The following is a 16,923-nucleotide window of genomic DNA, read 5'->3' as shown; positions in this document are numbered from 1 at the left end:
AGTGCTTATGCGAAGTTGGCACAGCCATTGTGCGTTGCTGTGCGTTTCCCCGCCAGCATCGACTGCGTAGGATGGGCGGCCTGACAAAAGGAAAATCGCTTGTGATTGAGATCTTCATGTACCTGGCCTTCGGCGCAGCGTTAGGAACCCTGGGCGGCATCTTCGGCATTGGCGGCGGCTTGATCGCGATACCATTGCTGGGTGTGCTGTTCGGTCTGGATCAACAGATCGCCCAAGGCACGGCTCTGGTGATGGTGGTGCCCAATGTGATGCTGGCGCTGTGGCGTTATCACCAGCGCAATCGCATCGAAATGCGTCATGCGCTGCCGTTGGCCGCGATGGGTTTCTGCTTTGCCTGGCTCGGTTCGATCTGGGCCGTGGGGATCGACGCACAAACCATGCGAATCGGCTTTGTCGCCTTCCTGATCGTCCTGTCGGCTTACAACCTTGTGCGCATGTTTACCGCCAACGCGCCGGCCTCTGCACAGATGCGCTATTCCTGGCCATGGTTGGGAGTCCTGGGTGCGGCATCCGGCACCATGGGCGGATTGTTTGGGGTTGGCGGTGCCGTGGTGGCAACGCCGGTGTTGACCAGTCTGTTCGGCACCACCCAGGTGGTGGCTCAGGGGTTATCGCTGGCATTGGCGCTGCCCAGCACCGGCGTCACGCTGGTGACTTATGCGGTGCACCATCAGGTGGACTGGCTAATCGGCCTGCCCTTGGCGGCCGGTGGCTTGATGAGCATCAGTTGGGGCGTGAGAATTGCCCACGCCATGCCGGAGCGATTGCTGCGCGGGTTGTTCTGCGGGTTCCTGGTGCTGTGCGCGGTCATGCTCGCGTTTAAAGTTTGAAGCCTTCGACGATATGCTCGGCCAGACACTCGGTGATCGGTGACGGGTTGTGCAGGTTGCGCACCAGCATGATGCAGGCTTCCGGCAACAGCGGCAGCTCTTCGGCGGCACCGAGAATGCGCATGTCCGGCGTGATCAGGCTTTCCAGTTGCGCGGTGACGGCCAGACCGGCGCTGACCACGGCCATCAACGCCGACAGACTCGAACTGTTATAGGCGATGCGGTAATCGCGCCCCATCGCGTCCAGCGCATTACACGCCCACAGCCTGCAGAAACAATCACTGTTGAACATCGCCAGCGGCAACGGCGTCTGCTCATGGGCGCTGAAGCATTGGGCTTCGGCCCAGACAAAACGCTCCTTGCGCAACAACTGGCCAATTTCGGTGCCAGGCTCCCGAGTGATGATCGACAGATCGAGGTCCTGACGCTGGAGCAACTGCTTGGTTGATTCGCAGTGAACTTCGATCTGGATCAGCGGATAGATCTTGGCAAAGCGCGACAGAATTCCTGGCAGGAAGCGCATCACATAATCATCCGGCGTGCCGATGCGCACCGTGCCGACCATGTGCGGCTCGCGCAGGGTATTGAAGACTTCGCTGTGGAGTTTGAGGATGCGCCGCGCATAGCCCAGCAGCACCTGGCCTTCCGCCGTCAGCTTGACCTGACGCCCGTCGCGCTCGAACAACTGGCGCTGCAATACGTCCTCTTCCAGGCGCTTCATCTGCATGCTGACCGCGGACTGCGTGCGGTTGACCAGTTCACCGGCACGGGTAAATCCGCCTTGGTCGGCGATGGCGACAAAGGTGCGCAGTACATCGGTATCGATACTGGGGTACGCCGACATCCATCAATCTCCGAGATGGTTACCATCAGAAACATTCGTTGGATTGATCTTAGCGCTCGGGCGAGACTTGAGCCATCCCCAACGGAGGACATCAAGATGAAAGGTCATAACGAACATGTAACGGAAGAAAAACTCTCAATCCACGCGGTATCCGATCTGCTGCACAAGTTTAGTCGCTGGTACGAGCTTCATCGTGAGCGTGAACTGCTGGCGAGCTTGAGCGACGAAGCATTGAAAGACATCGGCGTGAGTCGTGCGGATGTAGAGCATGAATCGGTCAGACCGTTCTGGGACGATCCGATGCATAAATGATGAGCCCATCGCTACTCAAACCCCTTCCCGGTGAGGTAGGTTGCGAGCAGACAAGGAGATGCTCATGCCCGCAACAGTGTCCTTTACCCTCAAACAGGCTCGACGTCTGGCGCTGGCCGCCCAAGGGTTCAACGGGCGGCAACCGCCGGCGGCGATCAAACCGGTTCAGCTCAACCGGCTGATCGAACGACTGGGCATTGTGCAGATCGATTCGGTCAATGCTTTGGTTCGTTCGCACTACCTTCCTCTGTTTTCCCGTCTTGGTAATTACTCACCCGATTTGCTCGACCAGGCTGCCTGGAGTCAGGGCCGGCGACGCACGTTGTTCGAGTATTGGGGCCACGAAGCCTCATTGCTGCCCTTGTCGATGTATCCCCTGATGCGCTGGCGCATGCAGCGTGCTACCCGCGGCGAAGACATCTATCAGCAACTGGCGCGATTCGGGCGTGAGCAGCAAGGCACAATTCGTCGGGTCCTGGCTTCGGTCGAGGAGCTCGGTGCCTTGGGCGCAGGAAGCCTGTCGACCCGTCAAGAGCGGGCAGGGCCGTGGTGGGATTGGAGTGCTGAGAAGCATGCACTGGAATGGTTATTCGCCACCGGTGAAGTCACCGTCGCCGGCAGGCGTGGCTTCGAGCGTCTTTATGACCTGCCGGAGCGGGTGATTCCTTCGGCAATACTGCAACAACCGATACTCAGTGAGGCCGAGGCCCAGCGCGGGCTGTTGTTGCACGCCGCGACGGCATTGGGTGTCGGTACGGAAAAGGACCTGCGCGATTATTTTCGCCTGAACCCGGCGGACAGTCGGCTGCGGTTGGCGGAACTGGTGGAAGCGGGTGAGTTGCAGGCCTGTGAGGTGCAGGGCTGGCGCCAACCGGCGTACTGCCTGCCCGAGCCGAAAGTGCCGCGCAAAGTCGAGACCAGCGCGTTGCTGTCACCTTTTGATTCGCTTATCTGGGAGCGCAGTCGAACCGAGCGTTTGTTCGATTTTCGTTACCGGCTGGAGATCTATACGCCTCAGGACAAGCGGGTCTACGGCTATTACGTGTTGCCGTTTTTGCATCATGAACGGATAGCCGCGCGGGTTGACCTGCGCGCCGAGCGAGCGTTGAGCCGATTGGCCGTGCATGCCGTGCATGAGGAAGAGCCAGGGCTGGACGAGGCCGGGATGCTGGCGTTGGCGGTCAATCTGCGGCAGATGGCGGATTGGTTGGGGCTGGAGCGGATTCAGTTGAATTGTCAGCGCGAGAGTGCGGCGCGGTTGCGGGTGGCATTGGCTCGGATCGGTGGTGACTGACCTCGTTCCATCGTCGGAATGCCGGCATTCCGACGATGGAAGCGATGCGGTTTAGCGTCGAACCTGCTTCAAGGTCTCGGCAATAAGAAACGCCAACTCCAGCGACTGATCGGCATTCATCCGCGGATCACAATGAGTGTGATACCGGTCCGACAGCCCGTCTTCAGTAATCGGCCGCGCGCCGCCAATGCACTCGGTTACGTTCTGCCCGGTCATCTCGATGTGGATACCGCCGGCATAACTGCCTTCCGCTTCGTGAACCTGGAAGAACTGTTTCACCTCGCCGAGGATCTGCGCGAAGTCGCGGGTCTTGTAGCCGCTGCTGGCCTTGATGGTATTGCCGTGCATCGGATCCGAACTCCAGAGCACCTGCTTGCCTTCGCGCTGTACGGCTCGGATCAGTTGCGGCAAATGATCGCCGACCTTGTTCGCACCCATCCGCGCGATCAGGTTCAAGCGACCTGGATCGTTGTCCGGGTTGAGCGCATCGATCAGGCGAATCAGGTCATCAGGATTCATGCTCGGGCCGACCTTGACCCCAATCGGGTTGTTCACCCCACGCAGGAATTCGACGTGGGCACCGTCAAGCTGGCGGGTGCGGTCGCCGATCCACAGCATGTGCGCCGAGCAATCGTAATAATCGTTGGTCAGGCTGTCGCGGCGCACGAAGGCTTCTTCGTAGTTCAGCAGCAAGGCTTCGTGGGCGGTGAAGAAACTGGTCTCGCGCAATTGTGGCGAGCTGTCCATGCCGCAAGCGCGCATGAAGGCCAGGGTTTCATCGATGCGATCGGCCAGATGGCTGTATTTTTCAGCCAGCGCCGAGTTGGCGATGAAATCCAGGTTCCACTTGTGTACCTGATGCAGATCGGCAAACCCGCCCTGGGCGAAGGCCCGCAGCAGGTTCAGGGTTGCGGTGGACTGGTGATAAGACTGCAGCAAGCGTTCCGGATCCGGTACGCGGCTTTTTTCGTCGAAGCCGATGCCGTTGACGATGTCGCCACGGTAGGCGGGCAGGGTGACGCCGTCGATGGTTTCGTCGTTGGACGAGCGCGGCTTGGCGAACTGACCGGCCATGCGCCCGACCTTGACCACCGGGCAACCGGCGGCGAAGGTCATGACGATCGCCATTTGCAGCAGCACTTTGAAGGTGTCGCGAATTTTCGCGGCGGAAAACTCGGCGAAGCTCTCGGCGCAGTCGCCACCTTGCAGCAGAAACGCGCGGCCTTGGGTCACTTCGGCAAACTGACGGCGCAACTCCCGAGCCTCACCGGCAAACACCAGCGGCGGGTAACTGGCCAGGGTTTGCTCGACCTGCTGCAAATGCGCGGCGTCAGGATAGTGGGGTTGTTGCTGGATCGGCAGGGCGCGCCAGCTGTCAGGACTCCAGGGTTGGCTCATCATGTTCTCTAGGTTTTTCCGCTCGGACGTCCATGTTATCAGCAAATTAGTGCGTGACCTGTTCCAGTCGCTTCGCGGACAATCGCGCCTTTGCCGCTACATGTTGCGGTTTATCGCGTTGCCGGGCCGGCAACGATCAGGAGACGAAATGACTGAGGAGCGCGTCGAGCATCTGCTCGCCGAGGTACAGGATGAGTTCGGCGTGATTCGCGTGCTGGAAGTGGCCGATTACCGGTTTCTGGAGTTCGGTGATGCCATCGAGCAGAGCTGCGTATTCACCGCCGATCCAAGCTGGCTCGAATACGATTACACGCGGGCAATGCTGATTGGCGCGCTGTGTCACGAACACCCGGAAAGCGCTTTATTTCTGGGCTTGGGAGCTGGAACGCTGACTCAGGCGTGCCTCAAGTTTCTGCCGCTCGAAGACGTCGAAGCCATCGAGCTGCGCCCGGACGTGCCGCGCCTGGCCATCGAATACCTTGGCCTGGATGACGATCCGCGTCTTTACATTCGCGTCGGCGATGCGCTGGAGCTGCTGGAGACGGCAGAGCCGGCGGACCTGATTTTTGTCGACCTTTACACCGATGTCGGCCCGGGTGTCGGGCATCTGGCATGGGGTTTTCTGGAAAACTGTCAGAAACGCCTGAATCCGGGTGGCTGGCTGGTGATCAATCAATGGGCCACCGACGACGGCAAACCATTAGGCGCGGCGCTGTTTCGCGGGCTCTATCACCGCCATTACTGGGAGCTGCCGGTGAAGGAGGGCAATGTGATTTTGTTGGTGCCTTCGGAGCTGGACCAGGAGCTGGACATGGATGGGCTGATTGCCCGGGCTGAAGGGTTGGCGCCGCGGTTGGGCTATTCGTTGCAGTCGTTGATCAAGGCGATTCGTCCGGCGACATAAGTCGGTGTCTGTGATGGCCCCATCGTCGGAGCGCCGCCCGGAGCAAGCTCGCTCCCACAGGGGATCTTTTTAATACACAGATATTGTGTTCACTGAAGATCCCTGTGGGAGCGAGCTTGCTCCGGGCGGCGCTCCGACGATGACTTACTTCCGGTCAGCGCATTCCTCAGACTCCTTTGAAGACGCCCGGCCGCTTTTCGATCATCGACCGCACACCTTCCTTGGCATCCTCGCTTGCCAACAGCTTCTTCACCATCGGCGGTAACGCCTGCGCCGCCACGGTTTCCCCTTCGTAACGAGCCTGGCGCGCAGACATCAACGTCGCCTGAACCCCCAGCGGCGCCTGCCGGGCAATGCGCTCAGCCAATTCAATTGCCCGCGGCAGCAGATCCTCGCTGGCCATGACTTCCTGCACCAACCCCAGGTGCAGTGCATCGTGGGCATCGAACTCATCGCCGGTCAGCAGCCAGCGCATGGCATTGCCCCAGCCGGCGACTTGATGCAAGCGCAAGGTGGCACCACCGAAGGGAAAGATCCCGCGCTGCACTTCTTTCTGGGCAAAACGGGTGTTGCTGGCGCAGAGATTGATGTCTGCGGCCAGCATCAGCTCGATACCGATAGTCAGGCAGTAGCCTTGGGCGGCGACAATCACTGGTTTGCTGACCCTGGGCCCGGCAAACACGCCCCACGGGTCGCAACCTCCGGGCGGCGCCTGCCAGCCTTCGGCCAGGGCCGCGCTGGCACTGACCAGATCGAGCCCGGCGGTGAAATGCTCGCCATGACCGAACACCACGGCCACACGCGCCTCGCTGTCAGCCTCGAACTCACCATAGGCCAGGCTCAGTTCATTAAGCAGGTCGAGATCGAACGCGTTGCGCTTGGCCACCCGATCCAGGCCGATCATCAGGACATGACCGTGTCGCTCGCGGGTTACACGACTGGAGCCGGACTGATTCATGAAGCTTTTCCTCGGGGCGCAAAGGAGAGGTCAGACCGAAGGTCTGCATCGCAAGGGTGAACCGTTTTAGCGTCATCGTCAGCAGGGCCGGGCCTTTGAAAAATAGACCGTTGCACAAATATCCGCAAAGCCTGTGACACAACGGTGAATCCGTCAGTTTTCCGACAAATAATGCTCCCTTTTTGGGCGAATTCCGGTATAGTGCGCGCCGGCCTTTAACCGGGCCGCGTTTAGGTAGCGCAATTCCCCGAAGTCAGCTTCGGCTGCACGTCCGCACAGCGGACTCTCCCTTGACGAATCTTTTTCATTCATTCGTTTTCGCAAATCCCCGCCGACAAAGCAGCCAGGGCGACTCTTGAGTCTTACACGGCATGCGCAGCTTTGGAGCATGGGTCTTTGCGGATGCACTTAGAGGCAGACCCATGACCCAGGAAACCGGCGGCTTCGCCGCTTTTAATCTTAATCCGAATATTCTTGCAGCCGTCATCGCGACTGGCTACGAAGAGCCTTCGGCTATTCAGCAGCAATCGATCCCGATCATCATGGCCGGTCACGACATGATTGGTCAGGCGCAAACCGGTACGGGTAAAACCGCTGCGTTCGCCCTGCCGATCCTGCATCGCATCGATCCTGCAAAGCGCGAGCCGCAAGCCCTGATCCTGGCGCCAACCCGTGAGTTGGCGCTGCAAGTAGCAACCGCTTTCGAAACCTACGCCAAGCAAATGCCGGGCGTTACCGTTGTGGCCGTTTACGGCGGCGCCCCGATGGGCCCACAACTGAAAGCAATCCGTAATGGCGCACAGATCGTTGTCGCTACTCCGGGCCGTCTGTGCGACCACCTGCGTCGCGACGAAAAAGTCCTGTCGACCGTGAACCACCTGGTTCTGGACGAAGCGGACGAAATGCTCAAACTGGGTTTCATGGACGACCTCGAAGTCATCTTCAAGGCTCTGCCTCCAACCCGTCAGACCGTATTGTTCTCGGCCACCTTGCCGCAGTCGATCCGTGCCATTGCCGAACGCCATCTGCGCGATCCGCAACACGTGAAGATCCAGACCAAGACTCAGACCGTTACCGCGATCGAACAGGCTCACCTGTTGGTTCACGCTGACCAGAAGACCTCGGCTGTATTGAGCCTGCTGGAAGTGGAAGACTTCGACGCCCTGATCATGTTCGTGCGCACCAAGCAAGCGACCCTGGACCTGGCCAGTGCCCTGGAAGCCAAAGGCTACAAAGCCGCTGCGCTGAACGGTGACATTGCCCAGAACCAACGTGAGCGCGTGATCGAATCCCTCAAGGATGGCCGTCTGGACATCGTTGTGGCGACTGACGTTGCTGCTCGTGGCCTGGACGTTCCGCGTATCACTCACGTGTTCAACGTGGATATGCCTTACGACCCGGAATCCTACGTCCACCGTATCGGCCGTACTGGCCGTGCCGGTCGCGAAGGTCGTGCGCTGTTGCTGGTGACTCCACGTGAGCGCCGCATGCTGCAAGTGATCGAGCGTGTAACCGGTCAAAAGGTTGCCGAAGTTCGCCTGCCGGACGCCCAAGCTGTTCTCGATGCTCGCATCAAGAAACTGACCAACAGCCTGTCGCCGCTGGTCGCTGATGCCGAATCGACTCACGGTGAGCTGCTGGATCGCTTGACTGCTGACATCGGTTGCACCCCGCGTGCACTGGCTGCTGCTCTGCTGCGCAAGGCAACCAACGCTCAGGCGTTGACCCTGGCTGCAATCGAGAAAGAACGTCCACTGGTGCCGAACAACGCACCGCGTGGCGATCGTCCAGAGCGTACCGGTGATCGTCCGGACCGTGGTGATCGTGAGCGTCGTGCTCCGGTTCCATTGGCCGAAGGTCGTGCCCGTTGCCGTACCGCGCTGGGTGCGCGTGATGGTATCGCCGCCAAGAACCTGCTGGGCGCTATCCTCAATGAGGGTGGCCTGGCACGTGAAGCGATCGGTCGCATCCAGGTGCGTGACAGCTTCAGCCTCGTCGAGCTGCCGGAAGATGGTCTGGAGCGTCTGCTGACCAAGCTGAAGGACACTCGCGTTGCCGGTAAGCAGTTGAAGCTGCGTCGTTATCGCGAAGATTGATCCGCTCTCGGGCTGATTGATCGCACATAAAAAATCCCCGACTGGTTCGGGGATTTTTTTTGCCTGGCCTACCGGTTAGCCAAACCGATAGATATCCATACCCAGCGCGCCCATCGTGAAGCCTTGATGGGCAATGCTGAACGCTCCTCCGGCACCCCGGGCAAAGTACAACGGCAGTAAATGCTCATCGCTGGGATGATTGCGCACAGCGTTCGGTGCCTGCTGACGATAGTCGTGCAGCGCCGCTTCATCGTTGGTCGCGAGTTTTTCAATCATCCAGTCACGAAACGACTTGGCCCATGGCTCCACGCTTTCCGGGCCGGCATGCCAGTCCAGTTCGCGCAGGTTGTGGGTGATGCTGCCGGAACCGATCAACAGCACGCCGTGTTCGCGCAGGCTGGCCAACGCATGACCGACACGGGTTTGCAGGGCCGGGCCGCCACGGGTTGGCAGCGACACTTGCACCACCGGAATGTCGGCCTGCGGGTACATCAATGACAGCGGCACCCAGACGCCGTGATCGAACGGCCGCTTGGGGTCAATCCGCACCGGCAATTCAGCGGCCTTCAATAACTCGACAACCTCTGCCGCCAGTTGCGGATGACCGGGCGCGGGGTATTGCACCTCGAACAAGGCCTTTGGGAAGCCACCGAAGTCATGCCAGGTGTCGGGCTGCGGGTTGCCGCTGACCAGCAGCTCGTTGCTTTCCCAGTGCGCGGATACAATCACGATGGCCCTGGGCTTGGGCATTTGTGCAGCCAGACGCGCAAGAGCCGGACCGCTGGCACCCGGTTCCAGTGCCAACATCGGCGAGCCATGGGATATGTACAGGCTGGGGAACATGAAAGAGCTCCTGAGGGGTAAGATGGCACCATCTTCAGTCAGATCATTGATCTAAATCTAATATAAGTTTTAGAGTCTTTTGATCGAATTTTCGGGATTAATTATGCAGCCGGAGTTTTGGCACAAGCGGTGGACGTCGAATCAGATCGGCTTTCACCTGCCGCAAGTGAATCCATATCTGCAACGGTACTGGCCGCAGTTGGACCTGGAAGAGGGCGCGCGCGTACTGGTGCCTTTGTGTGGCAAAAGCCTGGACCTGCTGTGGCTGGCGAAATGCGGCCACGAGGTGCTGGGGGTCGAGTTGTCGGAAAAAGCCGTGGAAGATTTTTTTCACGAGCATCAGTTTGACCCGGACGTCAGCGACCAAGGCCCTTTCACTGTCTATCGCGCGGGCTCGGTCGAAATCTGGTGCGGTGATTTCTTCGCGTTGACGGCTGGCGATGTTGCCGATTGCAGTGCGTTGTACGACCGCGCTGCGTTGATAGCCTTGCCACCGAAGATGCGTGAGCAATACGCCGAACACCTGAAGCGGATTTTGCCGAAGGATTCGCTGGGTCTGTTGATCACCCTGGATTACGATCAGGCGCAAATGGAAGGGCCGCCATTTGCCGTGCTGGATGACGAAGTGCAGCGGCTATTCGGCTCATCGTGGACGTTGAAGATCCTGGAGGATCAGGACGTGCTGAGTGAGAACGGGAAGTTCATCGAGAATGGCCTCACGCGGCTGGAAGAGCGGGTGTACCGGGTGTCCTGCTAATAGGTTGGCAGCCCTTTCGCGGGCGAGCCCGCTCCCACTTTAGACCGTGTCCGTTTGAACGACTCGGTCAACTGTGGGAGCGGGCTTGCCCGCGAAGGAGCCCTGAAGAGCACCACACCTATCAGCAGACAAAAAAAGGCCCGCATCACTGCGGGCCTTTTCTGTTGGTGCGGAGCCGATCAGCCCCGACGACGCAACGCATCAATACGCTCTTCCAACGGCGGGTGGCTCATGAACATACGAGCGAACCCTTGTTTGATGCCGCCATTGATGCCAAAGGCGTTCAAGGTGTCCGGCATGTGCACCGGCAGACCCTGTTCCGCCCGCAGGCGTTGCAGGGCACCAATCATTGCACTGGTGCCGGCCAGGCGTGCACCGGCGTCGTCAGCACGGAACTCGCGTTTGCGCGAGAACCACATGACGATGGTACTGGCCAGAATGCCCAGGACCAGTTCGGCAAAGATGGTCGCCACGTAATAAGCGATGCCCTGGCCTTCTTCGTTCTTGAAGATCACCTTGTCGACGAAGTTGCCGATGATCCGGGCGAAGAACATCACGAAGGTGTTCACCACACCCTGGATCAATGCCAGGGTCACCATGTCGCCATTGGCCACGTGGCCGATTTCGTGGGCCAGAACGGCCTTTACTTCATCCGGCGTGAATCGTTCGAGCAAGCCCTGGCTGACCGCGACCAGTGCGTCGTTCTTGTTCCAGCCCGTGGCGAACGCATTCGCCTCGTACGCCGGGAAAATCCCGACTTCGGGCATCTTGATCCCTGCTTCGCGGGACAGTTGCTCGACGGTCTGCAGCAGCCATTGCTCATGACGGGTGCGTGGCTGGCTGATGATTTGGGTGCTGGTGCTCATCTTCGCCATCCACTTGGAGATGAACAGCGAGAACAACGAGCCTGCGAAACCAAAGACCGCACAGAAAATCAGCAGCTGATTGAGGTTGAGATCAACCCCGTTGGCCGCCATGAACCCGTTGAAGCCGAAAAGGCTCAGGGTGATGCTGGCAATCAGCACGACCGCCAGGTTAGTGGCCAAAAACAGCAGGATGCGCATCATGGTTGTAGAAATCTCCTCATGCTAAAGATGTAGCGTACTGCGGGGTATATAAGGTGCTGCACCGGGCTATTCAACCGGGTGACTATTTCAAACTGTGTCCTACGGCAACAGTCTAGCTGCATGCAGGGCATTTCCGAGGTTGATGCGCGATGCGTTTGTCAGCCGATTCGCTTCCCGGACCCCGTCGTTATTAGGCGCGGCCACGCAACGTGGCAAGAGCCATCGTTGGCAGCGATGATGTCAGGCGGGGCGAAGAGATATGTTGCTGAATCAATCACCGTGCGACATTCGTAGGCGTCGCACGGTAACAGGCAGTTTATTGGCGATAGGATTTGAGGAAGTTGCCGATCCGGCCGATGGCCATGTCCAGATCATCGACCCGGGGCAGGGTCACGACGCGGAAGTGGTCCGGCCAAGGCCAATTGAACGCCGTGCCTTGTACCACCAGCAGCTTCTCGGAAAGCAGCAGGTCGAGCACGAACTTTTCATCGTTGTGAATCGGGCAGACTTTCGGGTCGATCCGCGGAAACGCATACAGCGCCCCCATCGGCTTGACGCAGCTCACGCCCGGAATGTCGTTAAGCAGTTCCCAGGTACGATTGCGTTGTTCGAGCAGGCGACCTTGTGGCAGCACCAGGTCGTTGATGCTTTGATAACCACCCAGGGCGGTCTGGATCGCGTGTTGGCTCGGCACGTTGGCACACAGGCGCATGTTGGCCAGCATGTCGATGCCTTCAATGTAGCTCTGTGCGTGGTGTTTCGGACCGGAAATGGCGATCCAGCCGGAGCGGAATCCGGCCACGCGATAGGACTTGGACAGGCCGTTGAAGGTCAGGCACAACAGGTCCGGCGCCAGGGAAGCGGTGCAGATGTGCACGGCATCGTCGTACAGGATCTTGTCGTAGATTTCGTCGGAAAACACCACCAGGTTGTGCTGGCGCGCCAGTTCGAGCATGCCCAGCAACACTTCCCTGGAGTACACCGCGCCCGTCGGGTTGTTCGGGTTGATGATCACCAGCGCCTTGGTGTTCGGGGTGATTTTGGCCTTGATGTCAGCCAGGTCCGGCCACCAGTTGGCCTGCTCGTCGCACAGGTAGTGCACCGGGTTGCCGCCAGACAGGCTGACAGCGGCGGTCCACAGCGGGTAGTCCGGGGCCGGCACGAGTACTTCGTCGCCATTGTTCAGCAATGCCTGCATCGACATCACGATCAGCTCGGAAACGCCGTTGCCCAGGTAGATGTCTTCAATGCCGACGCCTTCGACCTGCTTTTGCTGGTAATACTGCATGACGGCTTTGCGCGCGCTGAACAGACCCTTGGAATCGCTGTAGCCCTGGGCCGTCGGCAGATTGCGGATCACGTCCTGAAGGATTTCATCCGGCGCTTCGAAACCAAAAGGCGCAGGGTTGCCGATGTTCAGCTTGAGGATGCGATGGCCTTCCTCTTCCAGGCGTTTGGCGTGCTTGAGCACTGGGCCGCGAATGTCATAGCAGACGTTGGCGAGCTTGTTCGATTTGCTGACCTGCATGGCGATGTGTTCCCGAAAATGAACGATCCAGGCGTCGTATGAACGACCGTACTGGGAATCCTGCGTCTTCACACAGGTCTGACGCCTTGAGTCGCGGCACTCATAATCCGTTTGAATGCGCGTGGCGTGGCTGCCAGACTGGCGTTTGACGAGGCGCAATCATACGTGCCGCCTGATCCGTGGAAAAGGTACAGATCGGGCTTTTTCAGCTGCTGAGGTGTGACGATGGAAAAGTTGGAAAAAACCCTGGAAGAATGGAAGGCAATGCTCGACCCGGAGCAATACAACGTTTGCCGCCTCAAGGGCACCGAACGTCCGTTCTCCGGTAAATACAACGGCACCAAGACCGACGGTGTGTACCACTGCATCTGCTGCAACGAGCCGTTGTTCGACTCCAAGACCAAGTTTGACTCCGGCTGCGGCTGGCCGAGCTTTTACGCTCCGATCGGTGACAGTGCGATGGTCGAGATCCGTGACGTCAGCCACGGCATGATCCGCACCGAAGTGGTCTGCGCCAAATGTGATGCGCACCTGGGTCACGTGTTTCCGGACGGCCCGCCTCCGACCGGCCTGCGTTATTGCATCAACTCGGTGTGCCTGGACCTGGTGCCGCGCGAGTAAGAACCCGGGAGCGATCCATTGATCGCTCATCGGATTATTAAATTGCACACAATTCAATTGCTCGCTATGTTTAGCCCATCTTCCCTCATTCAGAGTCCGGACCATGAGCGACAACCTGCTGAGTATCCCTTGCACCACCATCACGGGTGAGCAAAAGACCCTGGCCGATTACGCCGGCAAAGCCGTGCTGGTGGTCAACACCGCCAGCAAATGCGGATTCACCCCTCAGTACAAAGGCCTCGAAGAGCTGTGGCAGACCTATAAGGATCAAGGCCTGGTGGTCCTCGGCTTTCCGTGCAATCAGTTCGGCAAGCAAGAGCCTGGCAATGAAGGGGCGATCTCCGAGTTTTGCGAGCTGAATTTCGGTGTCAGTTTCCCGCTGTTCAAAAAGATCGAAGTCAACGGCGCCGGGGCTCACCCGCTGTTTGTGCAGTTGAAAAAGCGCGCACCGGGCGTACTCGGTTCCCAAGGCATCAAGTGGAACTTCACCAAGTTCCTGATCGGCAAGGACGGTCAGTTGGTCAAGCGCTTCGCCCCCGCGACCAAGCCGCAGGACCTTAGCCGCGAGATCGAAGCCCTGCTCAAATGAACACGTTGTCAGTCGATTCGCTCAAGCTCGACAGTCAGCTGTGTTTCAAGCTGTACGCCGCGTCGCGGGCGGTGATCCGTGCCTACAAGCCCATGCTCGATCAACTCGGCCTGACCTATCCGCAGTACCTGGCGATGCTGGTGTTGTGGGAATGGCAGGAAGCGGCACCAGAACAGCCGACGGTCAAGGCGCTGGGTGAGCGTCTGGCGCTGGACTCCGGCACCCTGACGCCGCTGCTCAAGCGTCTTGAGCAGCTGCAACTGGTGCAACGCCAGCGTTCGGCGCGCGATGAGCGCGAAGTGCACTTGAGCCTGTCGCCAGCTGGCAAGGCATTGCGCGATCAGGTCGGGCCGCTCAAGGCTCGCCTGTTGTGTGACAGCGGCGTGGATCTGGATCGCCTGAACGATCTGCGCGACGGCCTCGATCACTTGTTGGGGCAAATCAAAGCACTGTCGTAGTCGGTATCCACAAGTCGAGCAGGGTGGCCAGTTCTTCCCGGCGGAAGGGCTTGGCCAGGTAGTCGCTCATGCCCGCCGCGCGGCAGCGTTCGCGTTCCTCCGACATGGCGTTGGCGGTCAGGGCGACGATGGGCAATTGTGGCCAGCGCCCACTGCGACGGATTTGCCGACTGGCTTCATAGCCGTCCATCACCGGCATGTTGCAGTCCATCAACACCAGGTCAAATTCACTTTGCTCGAGCTGATCCAGCGCTTCGGCGCCATGAGCGGCGACGATCACCTCGCAACCGAGCTTTCCAAGCATGCCCTTCGCCACCAGTTGATTGACCGGGTTGTCTTCCACCAACAGGACGCGCCCGCGTTTCAGGGCGGTGAGTGCTTCGACCCGGGCGCCGTTGATCAGGTTGGTTTCAGGCTGCAAAATCCGCCGCAATGTCTGGTAAAGCGCATTGCGCGCCAGAGGACGCGCCTGCTGTTGCAAGGGCGCCAGGGCGCTCGCTTGTTCGCTGGGCATGAAGTTGCCGTAGGCGGTCACCAGCAGAATCGGGGCGTCCAGAGTAGGACGCAGGCGGAACAGGCATTCGGGGCAGTCGGTAATCAGCACGTCGCAGTTCAGGCCGATCAACGAGTCATCAATGGAGCGCTGTTGATAGTCGAGTCCCCAGCCGGGCAACAGTTTTTTCAACAGTTCGGCCAAGCCGCTGCTGGCGGCCGTGATCGCGATGACCTTGCCGGGCAAAGGTATCGGCGGCATGGCCCGGGTGTGTGAGGGCAACGGCAGGTCAGCGCAGAACTGGCTGCCAAAGCCTGCTTCAGAGCTGATGGTCAGACGCCCCTGCATGGCTTCGCAGAGGTTGTAGGTCAGCGCCAGACCCAGCCCGGTGCCGCCGAACTGGCGGGTGATGCCAGCACCGGCCTGAGTGAAGGGCTGGAAAATCTTGACCTGGGCATCCTGGGCAATCCCGATCCCGGTGTCGCAGACTTCAATGCGTACGCCGTCCTCGAACGTGGAAAGACGCACGTCGACGCGACCGAAGCGGGTGAACTTGAGGGCGTTGGACAACAGGTTGCTGACGATCTGCCGGACCCGGGTCGGATCCCCTAGAACCAGCGCCGGAAAGTGCGGATCGATCAGGCAGGTCAGCTCGACGCTCGGCGCGGCGTTCTGCGACAGCAGGTTGGCGGTGTCTTCGATCAGCGAGCCGAGGTCGAAGGGGATGTGTTCGAGTTCGAGTTGACCGGCATCGAACTTCGACAGGTCGAGGATATCGTTGAGCAGTTCCACCAGGACTTTGCCCGAGTCATGGGCAATGGACAGTTGTTGCTGTTGCTCGGCATTGAGCGGGCCGTCGAGCGATAGCGCGATCATGCCCAGCAGGCCGTTGAGCGGCGTGCGAATTTCATGGCTCATGTTCGCCAGGAACGCCGCACGCGCTTCGGCCATGTCCAGCGCGGTGCTGCGGGCGATTTCCAGCTCCTGATTGGATTGACTGAGCCTGGCGTTGATCGCCTTGAGCTCGGCGGTGCGGGCCGAGACGATGTTTTCCAGTTGCCCTAAATAGTCGGTGAGGCGATTTTCGGCGTTGCGTCGTTGCTGAATCTCGGTGGCAATGTTTTCGAACTGTTGATTGGCCACTTTGACCAGAACGCCGATTTCATCGTTGGCGTGTCCGGCCGGGCATTCCAGTGAAGTAGGCTCTGCGCTACGCGGATCGCGACCACTGAGTTCACGGATGACCCGCACCAGTGGCTTGGTCAGCATGACGTAGAACAATGCGAGCAAAATGCCGGTCAGGATCAGGCTGCGGGCGAAGCCGTTGAGCAATGTCACCTCGGCGCGGCGCAGGAAGCGGCTGCCAAAGGCGTACGTATCGACTTGCAGCTGCAAGGTGCCCAATGATTCGTTCGGCAAGTGGTCGAGGTAGAGGCGGTCTTCAAATTGGCGGTTGGCGCCGAACAGGAAGTCGCTGATCATCCGGTAATTGTTTTGCATGGCCGGTCGTTTGACGCTGGCCAGCACGGTACTGTTGTTGTCGGTCAGTTTCGCGTTGATGATCGCTGGCGAGCGCAGCAGGCCCATGGTCAGTTCCTGGGCGAGTTCAGCGTCGATGTTGTAAGCGATACGCGAGGCCGGGTTATGGCTGATTTCCAGCAAAGACAGTATTTCGCGGTTGATGGAAGCGTCTTCGCTGGCATAATCGATGCCAATTTGCAGCAGGCTGAGCAGCGTGCCCAGAATGAATCCGACAAGCACAGTAAGCCTGGCTTGCTTGTATGACAGCCGCTGGGTGAACTTGATATCCATGGGGTGTTGAACCACTTCCGTTTCCCTTCGCTGCTCAAGCATAGTCGATCATGCATCGATACCGATGTTCTCGCGAGCCCTTGCACAACAAGGGAAGC

The 16,923-nt window shown here is 59.3% G+C and carries 16 protein-coding genes; 9 read left to right on the top strand and 7 right to left on the bottom strand.

Features of this window, described 5'->3' with window-relative positions; genetic code table 11:
* Window positions 1–116 precede the first annotated feature (116 nt).
* On the top strand, window positions 117–851 hold the full coding sequence (locus ACM6I0_RS24805) for a sulfite exporter TauE/SafE family protein (protein ID WP_414923619.1): 735 nt from the start codon (window positions 117–119) through the stop codon (window positions 849–851).
* Here the strand turns inward: ACM6I0_RS24805 and ACM6I0_RS24800 are convergent.
* Window positions 841–1,695: a LysR family transcriptional regulator gene (locus ACM6I0_RS24800; RefSeq protein ID WP_208669309.1), complete on the bottom strand. Its 855-nt coding sequence runs from the start codon at window positions 1,693–1,695 to the stop codon at window positions 841–843. The genes ACM6I0_RS24805 and ACM6I0_RS24800 overlap by 11 nt on opposite strands.
* A 96-nt stretch (window positions 1,696–1,791) precedes the next feature.
* Here ACM6I0_RS24800 and ACM6I0_RS24795 point away from each other — a divergent pair, with 96 nt between their 5' ends.
* Complete coding sequence (locus tag ACM6I0_RS24795; RefSeq protein WP_285430557.1) at window positions 1,792–2,007, top strand: DUF1127 domain-containing protein; 216 nt, start codon at window positions 1,792–1,794, stop codon at window positions 2,005–2,007.
* A 64-nt stretch (window positions 2,008–2,071) separates the two neighbouring features.
* A complete protein-coding gene (locus ACM6I0_RS24790; protein ID WP_414923525.1) occupies window positions 2,072–3,301 on the top strand; it encodes a winged helix-turn-helix domain-containing protein in 1,230 nt (409 codons plus the stop codon).
* Between the two features lie 51 nt (window positions 3,302–3,352).
* Here ACM6I0_RS24790 and ACM6I0_RS24785 read toward each other — a convergent pair whose 3' ends face one another.
* Window positions 3,353–4,699: a class II 3-deoxy-7-phosphoheptulonate synthase gene (locus ACM6I0_RS24785; RefSeq protein ID WP_414923524.1), complete on the bottom strand. Its 1,347-nt coding sequence runs from the start codon at window positions 4,697–4,699 to the stop codon at window positions 3,353–3,355.
* A gap of 148 nt (window positions 4,700–4,847) precedes the next feature.
* On the opposite strand from ACM6I0_RS24785, the gene ACM6I0_RS24780 reads away from it, so the two are divergent.
* On the top strand, window positions 4,848–5,603 hold the full coding sequence (locus tag ACM6I0_RS24780) for a spermidine synthase (RefSeq protein ID WP_285430563.1): 756 nt from the start codon (window positions 4,848–4,850) through the stop codon (window positions 5,601–5,603).
* A gap of 166 nt (window positions 5,604–5,769) precedes the next feature.
* On the opposite strand, the gene ACM6I0_RS24775 is transcribed toward ACM6I0_RS24780, so the two are convergent.
* Window positions 5,770–6,561 carry a crotonase/enoyl-CoA hydratase family protein gene (locus tag ACM6I0_RS24775; protein ID WP_414923523.1) on the bottom strand — a complete coding sequence of 264 codons (792 nt, stop codon included), beginning with the start codon at window positions 6,559–6,561 and terminating at the stop codon, window positions 5,770–5,772.
* A 422-nt stretch (window positions 6,562–6,983) separates the two neighbouring features.
* Here ACM6I0_RS24775 and ACM6I0_RS24770 point away from each other — a divergent pair, with 422 nt between their 5' ends.
* Complete coding sequence (locus tag ACM6I0_RS24770) at window positions 6,984–8,657, top strand: DEAD/DEAH box helicase (protein ID WP_059403638.1); 1,674 nt, start codon at window positions 6,984–6,986, stop codon at window positions 8,655–8,657.
* A 75-nt stretch (window positions 8,658–8,732) separates the two neighbouring features.
* Here ACM6I0_RS24770 and ACM6I0_RS24765 read toward each other — a convergent pair whose 3' ends face one another.
* A complete protein-coding gene (locus tag ACM6I0_RS24765) occupies window positions 8,733–9,500 on the bottom strand; it encodes a DODA-type extradiol aromatic ring-opening family dioxygenase (RefSeq protein ID WP_414923522.1) in 768 nt (255 codons plus the stop codon).
* 103 nt (window positions 9,501–9,603) lie between these two features.
* On the opposite strand from ACM6I0_RS24765, the gene ACM6I0_RS24760 reads away from it, so the two are divergent.
* On the top strand, window positions 9,604–10,257 hold the full coding sequence (locus tag ACM6I0_RS24760) for a thiopurine S-methyltransferase (RefSeq protein ID WP_414923521.1): 654 nt from the start codon (window positions 9,604–9,606) through the stop codon (window positions 10,255–10,257).
* 179 nt (window positions 10,258–10,436) lie between these two features.
* Here the strand turns inward: ACM6I0_RS24760 and htpX are convergent, their stop codons facing one another.
* Entirely contained in the window at window positions 10,437–11,324 is an 888-nt protein-coding gene (gene htpX, locus ACM6I0_RS24755; protein WP_285430574.1) for a protease HtpX, read from the bottom strand.
* A gap of 316 nt (window positions 11,325–11,640) precedes the next feature.
* Complete coding sequence (locus ACM6I0_RS24750) at window positions 11,641–12,852, bottom strand: pyridoxal phosphate-dependent aminotransferase (RefSeq protein WP_090188845.1); 1,212 nt, start codon at window positions 12,850–12,852, stop codon at window positions 11,641–11,643.
* A 225-nt stretch (window positions 12,853–13,077) separates the two neighbouring features.
* Between ACM6I0_RS24750 and msrB the strand changes: the two genes are divergently transcribed.
* From msrB to ACM6I0_RS24735, 3 genes are all read left to right on the top strand, one after another.
* On the top strand, window positions 13,078–13,473 hold the full coding sequence (gene msrB, locus ACM6I0_RS24745; RefSeq protein WP_223519212.1) for a peptide-methionine (R)-S-oxide reductase MsrB: 396 nt from the start codon (window positions 13,078–13,080) through the stop codon (window positions 13,471–13,473).
* 103 nt (window positions 13,474–13,576) lie between these two features.
* Complete coding sequence (locus ACM6I0_RS24740; protein WP_090186405.1) at window positions 13,577–14,062, top strand: glutathione peroxidase; 486 nt, start codon at window positions 13,577–13,579, stop codon at window positions 14,060–14,062.
* Window positions 14,059–14,520 carry a MarR family winged helix-turn-helix transcriptional regulator gene (locus ACM6I0_RS24735; protein ID WP_038982224.1) on the top strand — a complete coding sequence of 154 codons (462 nt, stop codon included), beginning with the start codon at window positions 14,059–14,061 and terminating at the stop codon, window positions 14,518–14,520. The genes ACM6I0_RS24740 and ACM6I0_RS24735 overlap by 4 nt, the downstream gene beginning before the upstream one ends.
* Here the strand turns inward: ACM6I0_RS24735 and ACM6I0_RS24730 are convergent.
* A complete protein-coding gene (locus tag ACM6I0_RS24730) occupies window positions 14,504–16,825 on the bottom strand; it encodes a response regulator (RefSeq protein WP_414923520.1) in 2,322 nt (773 codons plus the stop codon). The two genes, ACM6I0_RS24735 and ACM6I0_RS24730, sit on opposite strands and share 17 nt — an antisense overlap.
* Window positions 16,826–16,923: the final 98 nt, after the last annotated feature.

Source organism: Pseudomonas sp. IT-P294 (genome assembly GCF_949767865.1).
GTDB lineage: Bacteria > Pseudomonadota > Gammaproteobacteria > Pseudomonadales > Pseudomonadaceae > Aquipseudomonas.
This window is presented reverse-complemented; position numbering and strand designations above follow the sequence as displayed.